Origin of the sequence: Rhodococcus shunpengi, from assembly GCF_048381395.1 — a bacterium.
Lineage (GTDB): Bacteria > Actinomycetota > Actinomycetes > Mycobacteriales > Mycobacteriaceae > Rhodococcus.
The window spans coordinates 409963-418663 of record NZ_JBLWIU010000024.1 but is presented as its reverse complement, the minus strand read 5'-3'; the positions used below and the strand labels follow the sequence as shown (position 1 = coordinate 418663).

The window sequence follows — 8701 nt, the reverse complement described above, 5'->3', positions numbered from 1 at the left end:
TGTGCGAGCCGCATCGCGGGTGGGTGTTACTTCTTGGTGCTCTTGCGGGCCGTGGTCTTCTTGGCCGGGCTCTTCTTGGCCGCGGTGGTCTTCTTCGCCGCGGTCGACTTGGTGGCGGTGGTCTTCTTCGCCGGAGTCGACTTGGCCGCCGTGGTCTTCTTGGCCGCGGTGGTCTTCTTCGCCGCGGTCGACTTGGTGGCGGTGGTCTTCTTCGCCGGAGTCGACTTGGCCGCCGTGGTCTTCTTGGCTGCCGTGGTCTTCTTCGCCGGAGTCGACTTGGTGGCGGTGGTCTTCTTCGCCGCCGTGGTCTTCTTCGCTGCGGTGGTCTTCTTCGCCGCGGTCGACTTGGTCGCCGTGGTCTTCTTGGCCGCAGTCTTCTTGGCCGCCTTCTTCGCTGCCGCGGTCTTCTTGGCCGCTGCGGCCGCACCGCGCTTCACGGCCGGACCCGAAGCCGGAAGCTTCTGGGTGCCCGCGATGATGTTCTTGAAGGACTGGCCGGGACGGAAGGCCGGCACCGAGGTCGGCTTGACCTTGACCGTCTCACCCGTGCGCGGGTTCCGCGCGACACGAGCGGCCCGGCGACGCTTCTCGAAGACACCGAATCCGGTGATGGTGACGCTCTTACCGTCGTGCACGGCGCGAACGATCGCGTCCACGATGTGCTCGACGGCCGCGGTGGCGGTGCGCCTGTCCGAACCGAGTTTCTCGGTCAGAACGTCGATCAGTTCTGCCTTGTTCATTGATTTCCTCCGCACATACACGGTCCACCGTCAGACCGACTCCAGTCCACGGTAGACCCGCAAACGGGCAAGAGTCTATGTGCCACGCGGATTCTCATGCAAATAACCTCCGGGCCCGGCCCGACGGGAGCGTCGGACCGGGCCCGGAGAAGGCGCGTTCGGGGGGTGTTTTCAGGGCGCCGGAAGGGTACTCGGTTTCCATGACGGCCTTGACTTTTCGTACTCGGAAATCGCGTCTACCTGGCGCAATGTCAATCCGATGTCGTCGAGACCCTCCAGCAGACGCCACCGCGTGTAGTCGTCAATGGTGAACGGCACCACTGTGGTTCCGGCGGTCACCGTCCGGTTCTCGAGATCCACTTCCAGTTCGAGTCCGGGCTGCTGCTCGATGAGCTTCCACAGCAGTTCGACGTCGTCCTGCGAGACCTGAGCGGCGAGCAGACCGGCCTTTCCGGCGTTGCCGCGGAAGATGTCGGCGAAGCGGGACGAGATCACGACCCGGAATCCGTAATCCGACAACGCCCACACGGCGTGCTCACGCGAGGAGCCGGTGCCGAAATCCGGTCCGGCGACGAGAACGCTGCCGCGGTCGAAGGGCGGGGTGTTGAGGACGAAGGACGGGTCGTTGCGCCATGCGGCGAACAGACCGTCCTCGAATCCCGTACGGGTGACGCGCTTCAGGTACACGGCCGGGATGATCTGATCCGTGTCGACATTGGAGCGGCGCAGCGGGACGCCGATGCCCTTGTGAGTGGTGAAGGCTTCCATCGAAAATTCTCCTCGTCGGTCCTGTGGTCTAGTCCAGATCCGCCGGTGCGGAAAGCGTTCCCCGCACCGCGGTTGCGGCGGCCACGGCCGGCGAGACGAGATGCGTCCGTCCGCCCTTGCCCTGCCGTCCTTCGAAATTCCGGTTCGAGGTCGACGCGGAGCGTTCGCCCGGCGCCAACTGGTCGGGGTTCATGCCCAAGCACATCGAGCACCCGGCCTGCCGCCACTCGGCGCCTGCGGCGGTGAAGATCTCGCCGAGACCCTCCTCCTCCGCCTGTGCGCGCACCCGCATCGAACCCGGCACGACGAGCATCCGGACGCCGTCGGCGACCTTCCGGCCCTGCAGGACATCCGCCACGGCGCGCAGATCCTCGATGCGGCCGTTGGTGCACGAGCCGACGAAGACGGTGTCGATCTTCACATCGCGCAGCGGCATGCCCGGTTCGAGATCCATGTAGCGCAACGCCTTCTCCGCTGCAGACCGCTCGGTTTCGTCGGCGATCTCCGCGGGTACCGGAACGCTGGACCCGAGCGGAGCGCCCTGGCCCGGGTTGGTGCCCCACGTGACGAAGGGCGTCAGAGCGCTGCCGTCGATGTGGACCTCGGCGTCGAAAACCGCGTCGTCGTCGGTCTTCAGCTGCTCCCACGCCTCGACGGCGGCGTCCCAGTCGGCGCCCTTCGGGGCGTGCGGGCGACCCTTGATGAACTCGTAGGTGGTCTCGTCGGGGGCGATCATGCCGGCTCGGGCCCCCGCCTCGATCGACATGTTGCAGATGGTCATCCGCGCTTCCATCGACAGGGCGCGGATCGCCTCGCCGCGGTACTCGAGGACGTAGCCCTGTCCGCCGCCGGTGCCGATCTTCGCGATGATCGCGAGGATGAGGTCCTTGCTCGTCACTCCCGGCGCGAGGGTGCCGTCGACGTTGATGGCCATCGTCTTGAACGGACGCAGCGACAACGTCTGTGTCGCCATGACGTGTTCGACCTCACTGGTGCCGATACCCATCGCCAGTGCGCCGAAGGCGCCGTGGGTGGAGGTGTGGCTGTCGCCGCACACCACCGTCATGCCGGGCTGCGTGAGACCGAGCTGCGGGCCGACCACGTGGACGATGCCCTGATCGAGGTCGCCCATGGGGTGCAGACGGACACCGAACTCCTCGCAGTTGCGACGCAGGGTCTCGACCTGCGTGCGCGAGATCGGGTCGGCGATCGGCTTGTCGATGTCCACCGTGGGGACGTTGTGGTCCTCGGTGGCGATCGTGAGATCGGGACGCCGCAGCGGGCGTCCGGCCAGCCGCAGACCGTCGAAGGCCTGCGGGCTGGTCACCTCGTGTACGAGATGCAGGTCGATGTAGATCAGGTCCGGCTGTCGCGCCGATCCCTCTCCTTCACCGCGCACGACCACGTGCTGGTCCCACACCTTTTCCGCCAGAGTCTTTCCAGCCATCTTCTCCACCTTGTCGTACGTGACGAACGCGGGATCCCGGGGGCTGTCCGGCCGCGTATGGCGTCGTCCCCACCGTTCTCGGTATGCGATATGCTTCCCATTATGCGAGACGGAGGTATCGACCTATGAGACAGCATAGCGGGATCGGAGTGCTGGACAAAGCGATGACAGTCCTCCATACGGTTGCCGAACAGCCGTGCAACCTCAACGAGTTGTGCGCGCGGACCGGCCTGCCCCGTGCCACGGCGCACCGTCTCGCCGTGGGCCTCGAGGTCCACCGTCTCCTCATGCGCGACAGCGACGGACAGTGGCGCCCCGGCCCCGGATTGGCCGAATTGTCCGCGGGCGCAGGCGACACGCTCGTCGAGGCCGCCTCGCTCGTCCTCCCCCGCCTGCGCGAGATCACCGGCGAGAGCGTGCAGTTGTACCGCCGCGAGGGCACCCAGCGGGTCTGCGTCGCGGCTCTCGAACCGCCGACCGGTCTGCGCGATACCGTCCTCGTCGGCGCACGCCTTCCGATGACGGCCGGCTCCGGCGCGAAAGTTCTGCTCGCGTGGGCCGATACGGCGACCCAGCGCGCCATCCTCCCCGACGCGGCCTTCGGTGAACGCGTGCTCGTCGAGGTCCGCCGCCGCGGCTGGGCGCAGAGCGCCGCCGAACGCGAACCCGGTGTGGCGTCGGTCGCAGCACCCGTGCGCGACAACACCGGCGGCGTGATCGCCGCGATCTCCGTATCGGGCCCCATCGACCGCATGGGCCGCCGACCGGGCGCCCGCTGGGCAGCCGACCTCCTCGCCGCCGCAGAAGCGCTCCAGAAGCGTCTCTGAGGCCGACCGCATGACCGTGTCCCTCCCGTGTGGAGCCCAGGAGGGACACGGGCGGGACGGGAGGAAGACAGCCGTGCGGCCCCACGCTGTGCCAGAGTGCTTCGCATGGGAACCAACCGCCGCGCAGACATCACGATGACGGACTCGGAGATCGACGAGTTCCTCCGCCGCAGCCGGGTCGCGAACCTGGCGACCCTCGGACCGACGGGCACCCCGCACCTCGTCGCCATGTGGTACGCGGTGCTCGACGGGGAGATCTGGTTCGAGACGAAGGCGAAATCACAGAAGGTCGTCAACCTCCGGCGCGACGATCGCGTGACCGTCCTCGTCGAGGCCGGCGACACCTACGACCAGTTGCGCGGCGTCTCGATCGAGGGGCGCGCGGAGATCCTGGACGACCACGACCGCCTGTTCGAGGTGTGCCGCGATGTGTGGGAGCGGTATACCGCCCCGTACACCGACGAAGCGCGCCCCGCGGTGGAGCAGATGATGCACAAGCGGGTGGCCGTCCGGGTGGTGCCCGCGCGGGTGCGTTCGTGGGATCACCGCAAGCTCGGGATGCCCGCCATGGAGATCGGCGGCACGACGGCCGCCTATCTTCCGTCCGCTGCGCACTGACCGCACATACGCGAAAGGCTCTCCGATCGATGATCGGAGAGCCTTCGTTGTTGTACCCCCGATGGGATTCGAACCCACGCTACCGCCGTGAGAGGGCGGCGTCCTAGGCCGCTAGACGACGGGGGCCTGGAACTTTCCGAGGAATCGACGAATCGATACCTCCGAGAGAAGAACACCCACCGACCCGGAGATCGGTGGGTAGTCCGTTGTACCCCCGATGGGATTCGAACCCACGCTACCGCCGTGAGAGGGCGGCGTCCTAGGCCGCTAGACGACGGGGGCCTATGGAACTTCTTCTCTTCGCTTCCCGAAGGAAGCTCAGCCAGCATAGCTGGCCGAGACGTTGCGGGCAAACCGCCGCGTCTCAGCTGGGGTACCAGGACTCGAACCTAGAATGGCTGAACCAGAATCAGCTGTGTTGCCAATTACACCATACCCCAATGGTCTGTTCCTTCGGCCTGCCCTGCGGCGTTGTGGCCTCCGTTCCGAACCGAGAAGAAGATTAGCACCAACCCCGCCACCAACTACAAATCGGCTGGTCAGAGTCCTGAAATCGAGCTCGGAACGAGCTCGACGGCCCGAAATCGAGCTCGGAACGAGCTCGGCCCGTCGCCGGCGGGTGCCGACGACGGGCCGAGAGCAACCGGCGAGGGGTCAGGCGATACGAGCCCGTCCCGCACGCAGGCGCGCAAGGGTGCGCTCACGGCCGAGCAGTTCCATCGACTCGTAGAGCGGCGGGCTGATGTGCGAGCCCGTCACCGCGACCCGCACAGGAGCGAAAGCCTTCCTCGGCTTGAGTTCGAGACCCTCGATCAGTGCGCTCTTGAGCGCCTCCTCGATCTCCGGCGTGGTCCACTCGGACAGCCCCTCGAGGGCGGAGACGGAGGCGTCGAGTACGGGCGCGGCGTCCTCCTTGAGGTTCTTGGCCGCGGACGCCTCGTCGAGCGTGAAGTCGGCCTCGCCGACGAACAGGAACTTCAGCAGGTCCCATGCGTCCCCGAGGACGACGATGCGGGTCTGTACGAGGTCGGCGGCCGTCCGGAAGAGCGCCTCGTCGACGTCGGCCCCGATCCGGCCGTGCTCGACGAGATAGGACTTCAGCCGCGCCGCGAACTCCTCCGGCTCGAGCAGTCGGATGTGCTCGGCGTTGATGGCGTCGGCCTTCTTCTGATCGAACCGGGCCGGGTTCGAGTTGACCTTGGAGATCTCGAAGGCCGCGACCATCTCGTCGAGGGAGAACACGTCGCGGTCGTCGGCGAGACCCCAGCCGAGCAGGGCGAGGTAGTTGAGCAGGCCCTCGGGGATGAAACCGCGATCGCGGTGCAGGAAGAGGTTCGACTCCGGGTCGCGCTTGGAGAGCTTCTTGTTGCCCTGCCCCATCACGAACGGCAGGTGGCCGAACTCGGGTGTGAAATCGGTGACGCCGATGCGCTGCAGCGCCGCGTACAGCGCGAGCTGGCGCGGGGTCGACGACAGCAGGTCCTCGCCGCGCAGGACGTGTGTGATCTTCATCAACGCGTCGTCGACGGGATTGACGAGCGTGTAGAGCGGGATGCCGTTGCCGCGGGTGAGCGCGAAGTCGGGCACCGAGCCTGCCTTGAAAGTGGTCTCCCCGCGGACGAGGTCGTTCCAGGTGAGGTCCTCGTCGGGCATGCGCAGTCGCACGACCGGCTTGCGGCCCTCGTCGAGGAAGGCCTGCCGCTGCTCCGGGGTGAGGTCCCGGTCGAAGTTGTCGTAGCCGAGCTTCGGATCGCGGCCGGCGGCCTTGTGCCGCTCCTCGACCTCTTCCGGCGTCGAGAACGACTCGTAGGCCTCACCGGCGTCGACGAGCTTCTGCACGATCTCGAGGTGCAGGTCGCGTCGCTGCGACTGCCGGTACGGCTCGTACGGTCCGCCGACCTCCGGGCCCTCGTCCCATTCGAGACCCAGCCACCGGAGGGCGTCGAGGATCGCCTGGTACGACTCCTCGGTGTCGCGTGCGGCGTCGGTGTCTTCGATGCGGAACACGAAGGTGCCGCCGTGATGACGCGCGAAAGCCCAGTTGAACAGGGCGGTGCGCACCAGACCCACATGCGGGGTTCCGGTCGGTGACGGGCAGAAACGTACGCGTACTTCGCTGGTGGTCATGACTCGCTCAGGGTTGAGGATCGACGGGAGACCATCCCAGGCTATCCGCCCCGCTGCGAGCTCCGGTCAGGATCCCTTGGCGACGACGGGGTTCGTGAGCGTCCCGATGCCCTCGACGGTGATCGAGACGGTGTTGCCCGGCTCGATCGGTCCGACGCCTTCGGGGGTGCCGGTGAGGATGATGTCGCCCGGCAGCAGGGTCATGACACCGGAGATCCACTCGACGAGCTTCGGGATGTCGTGCACCATCTTCGAGGTGCGGCTGCGCTGGCGGGTCTGTCCGTCGACCTCCGCGGAGATCTCGAGATCGGAAGCGTCGATGTCGGTTTCGATCCACGGGCCGAGCGGGCAGAAGGTGTCGTGGCCCTTGGCCCGGCCCCACTGTCCGTCCTTGCGCTGGTGGTCGCGCGCGGACACGTCGTTGGCGATCGTGTAGCCGAGGATCGCCTCCCGGGCCTTCGCGGCGGGGACGTCCTTGCAGGGGCGTCCGATGACCACGGCGAGTTCGGCCTCGTGGTGGACGAGCGACGTGGTGGGCGGAATCACGATGGGAGCGCCCGGGCCCACGATCGACGTGTTGGGCTTGAGGAAGATCATCGGCTCGTCGGGGACCTCGTTGCCCGACTCGGCAGCGTGGGCGGCGTAGTTGCGGCCCACCGCGATCACCTTGGTGGCGAGGATCGGAGCGAGAATCCGCACGTCGGCGAGGGGCCAGCTCCGGCCCGTGAAGGTGGGGTTCCCGAAGGGATGCTCGGCGATCTCCTTCGCCGTCGCGGACTCCCCCTCCCCTTCGATGCTCACGAACGCGACACCATCCGGGCTGGCAATTCGACCAAGGCGCATGTCCGGAGTCTATCGGTGCGCGCTCACTGCGATCGACGCCCGGGTGCCGCGGGTATAGAGTCCGACTCGGATTTCACATAACGGTACGGCTTTCTCAGATAGCGGGACTCATGGACACTCCGGACATCGGTCGGCGTCGATGGTTGATCCTGGCCCTCGGCGTCCTCGCACAGGCCTCCCAGGCCACCGTCATCAACGGCATCGCCTTCCTCATCCCGACTCTGAACCAGGAAGGCGGCTTCACCCTCGCCCAGGCCGGAACCCTCGCCGGCGCACCGATCCTCGGCGGCGTGTTCACGCTCGTCGTGTGGGGCGCGATCGCCGACCGATTCGGCGAACGTCTCGCGCTGGCCGCCGGGCTCGGGATCGCGGCCGTCGCGATGGGGCTCGCGAGCGCGACCACCTCGCTGGACCTGTCCCACACCGCCTCCGCCGCACTGCTCGGCCTGTTGCTGATGTGTGCGGGAGCCGGCGCCGTGAGCGCCAATTCGGCGAGCGGACGCGTGGTGGTCGGATGGTTCCCGCCCCACCAGCGCGGCCTCGCGATGGGCATCCGGCAGATGTCGGTGCCGCTGGGTGTCGCCGCGGGCGCACTCGTCATCCCGACGCTCGCGGGCGACCACGGGATCGCCTGGGCACTCGCGTTTCCCATGCTCGCGTGCGGGCTCGCAGCCGTCGCCTGCGCGGTCGGCGTGGTGGATCCGCCGCGACCCGGGCGGGCGGAGGCCGAGCGCGCAGGCGTGCTCGGCAATCCGTACCGGAGTTCGATGTCGCTCACGCGGATCCATCTCGCGTCGATCCTGCTCGTGGTGCCGCAGTACGTCGTGTGGACCTACGCACTGGTCTGGCTCATCGCCGACCGCGGTTGGGACGAGGTCGGTGCCGGTCTCGTCATCACCGCTGCCCAGATCCTCGGCGCCCTCGGGCGTGTCGTCACCGGGGCCTGGTCCGATCGGGTGGGCAGCAGGCTGGGACCGATGCGCCTCGTCGCCGCATCGGTCGTCGTGTCGATGGTCGCGCTGTCCGTCACGGCGTGGACCGATTCGGCGATCGCGGTGGGTGTCCTGCTCGTCGCGTCGATCCTGACCTCGGCGCCGAACGGGTTGGCGTTCACTGCCGTCGCGGAGATCGCCGGCCCGTTCTGGGGCGGCCGCGCACTCGGGATCCAGAACACCGGACAGTTCGTGTTCGCCGCGGCCGTCGGACCGGTCTTCGGTGGGCTCATCGCCGCGGTCGGATTCCCCGCGGCGTTCGCCCTGGCCGCCATCGCTCCCGCAGCGGCGGTCCCGGTGGTACCGAAGGACTGATACGCGAAACGCGCGTGGCGCCGG

Annotated in this window: 8 protein-coding genes and 3 tRNA genes; 3 read left to right on the top strand and 8 right to left on the bottom strand. The window is 67.6% G+C overall.

Annotation, left to right across the window (positions count from 1 at the left end):
* Window positions 1-26: 26 nt before the first annotated feature.
* The 3 genes from ACNJ7K_RS14210 to leuC all read right to left on the bottom strand — a co-directional run bounded on the left by ACNJ7K_RS14210 (window position 27) and on the right by leuC (window position 2964).
* Entirely contained in the window at window positions 27-740 is a 714-nt protein-coding gene (locus tag ACNJ7K_RS14210; RefSeq protein ID WP_088897189.1) for an HU family DNA-binding protein, read from the bottom strand.
* A gap of 171 nt (window positions 741-911) precedes the next feature.
* Entirely contained in the window at window positions 912-1508 is a 597-nt protein-coding gene (gene leuD / locus ACNJ7K_RS14205; RefSeq protein ID WP_016935315.1) for a 3-isopropylmalate dehydratase small subunit, read from the bottom strand.
* 28 nt (window positions 1509-1536) lie between these two features.
* Window positions 1537-2964 (bottom strand): 3-isopropylmalate dehydratase large subunit, encoded by a 1428-nt coding sequence (gene leuC / locus ACNJ7K_RS14200; RefSeq protein ID WP_159417961.1) that lies wholly within the window; start codon window positions 2962-2964, stop codon window positions 1537-1539.
* Window positions 2965-3080: 116 nt separating this feature from the next.
* Between leuC and ACNJ7K_RS14195 the strand changes: the two genes are divergently transcribed.
* On the top strand, window positions 3081-3782 hold the full coding sequence (locus tag ACNJ7K_RS14195; protein WP_159417960.1) for an IclR family transcriptional regulator: 702 nt from the start codon (window positions 3081-3083) through the stop codon (window positions 3780-3782).
* Window positions 3783-3887: 105 nt separating this feature from the next.
* Window positions 3888-4400 carry a pyridoxamine 5'-phosphate oxidase family protein gene (locus ACNJ7K_RS14190; protein WP_060651455.1) on the top strand — a complete coding sequence of 171 codons (513 nt, stop codon included), beginning with the start codon at window positions 3888-3890 and terminating at the stop codon, window positions 4398-4400.
* Between the two features lie 53 nt (window positions 4401-4453).
* On the opposite strand, the gene ACNJ7K_RS14185 is transcribed toward ACNJ7K_RS14190, so the two are convergent.
* The 5 genes from ACNJ7K_RS14185 to ACNJ7K_RS14165 form a co-directional block, all read right to left on the bottom strand.
* Window positions 4454-4526 (bottom strand) — tRNA-Glu (locus tag ACNJ7K_RS14185).
* Window positions 4527-4609: 83 nt separating this feature from the next.
* Window positions 4610-4682 (bottom strand) — tRNA-Glu (locus ACNJ7K_RS14180).
* Window positions 4683-4768: 86 nt separating this feature from the next.
* Window positions 4769-4840: transfer RNA gene (locus ACNJ7K_RS14175), tRNA-Gln, on the bottom strand.
* Between the two features lie 214 nt (window positions 4841-5054).
* The gene (gene gltX / locus ACNJ7K_RS14170; RefSeq protein WP_159417959.1) at window positions 5055-6527 is read right to left on the bottom strand and encodes a glutamate--tRNA ligase; all 1473 of its coding nucleotides are present in this window, start codon (window positions 6525-6527) and stop codon (window positions 5055-5057) included.
* A gap of 66 nt (window positions 6528-6593) precedes the next feature.
* Window positions 6594-7370 carry a fumarylacetoacetate hydrolase family protein gene (locus tag ACNJ7K_RS14165; protein WP_060651453.1) on the bottom strand — a complete coding sequence of 259 codons (777 nt, stop codon included), beginning with the start codon at window positions 7368-7370 and terminating at the stop codon, window positions 6594-6596.
* A 110-nt stretch (window positions 7371-7480) separates the two neighbouring features.
* Between ACNJ7K_RS14165 and ACNJ7K_RS14160 the strand changes: the two genes are divergently transcribed.
* Window positions 7481-8677, top strand: coding sequence for an MFS transporter (locus tag ACNJ7K_RS14160; protein WP_120279743.1), 1197 nt, complete (start codon window positions 7481-7483; stop codon window positions 8675-8677).
* The last annotated feature ends 24 nt before the right edge of the window (window positions 8678-8701 follow it).

Excerpts from the sequence above, each read along its gene's own strand:
- ACNJ7K_RS14190 (WP_060651455.1), top strand. The coding sequence starts at position 3,888 with ATGGGAACCAACCGCCGCGCAGACATCACGATGACGGACTCGGAGATC.
- ACNJ7K_RS14165 (WP_060651453.1), bottom strand. The coding sequence starts at position 7,370 with ATGCGCCTTGGTCGAATTGCCAGCCCGGATGGTGTCGCGTTCGTGAGC.
- ACNJ7K_RS14195 (WP_159417960.1), top strand. The coding sequence starts at position 3,081 with ATGAGACAGCATAGCGGGATCGGAGTGCTGGACAAAGCGATGACAGTC.
- ACNJ7K_RS14210 (WP_088897189.1), bottom strand. The coding sequence starts at position 740 with ATGAACAAGGCAGAACTGATCGACGTTCTGACCGAGAAACTCGGTTCG.
- gltX (WP_159417959.1), bottom strand. The coding sequence starts at position 6,527 with ATGACCACCAGCGAAGTACGCGTACGTTTCTGCCCGTCACCGACCGGA.
- ACNJ7K_RS14160 (WP_120279743.1), top strand. The coding sequence starts at position 7,481 with ATGGACACTCCGGACATCGGTCGGCGTCGATGGTTGATCCTGGCCCTC.
- leuD (WP_016935315.1), bottom strand. The coding sequence starts at position 1,508 with ATGGAAGCCTTCACCACTCACAAGGGCATCGGCGTCCCGCTGCGCCGC.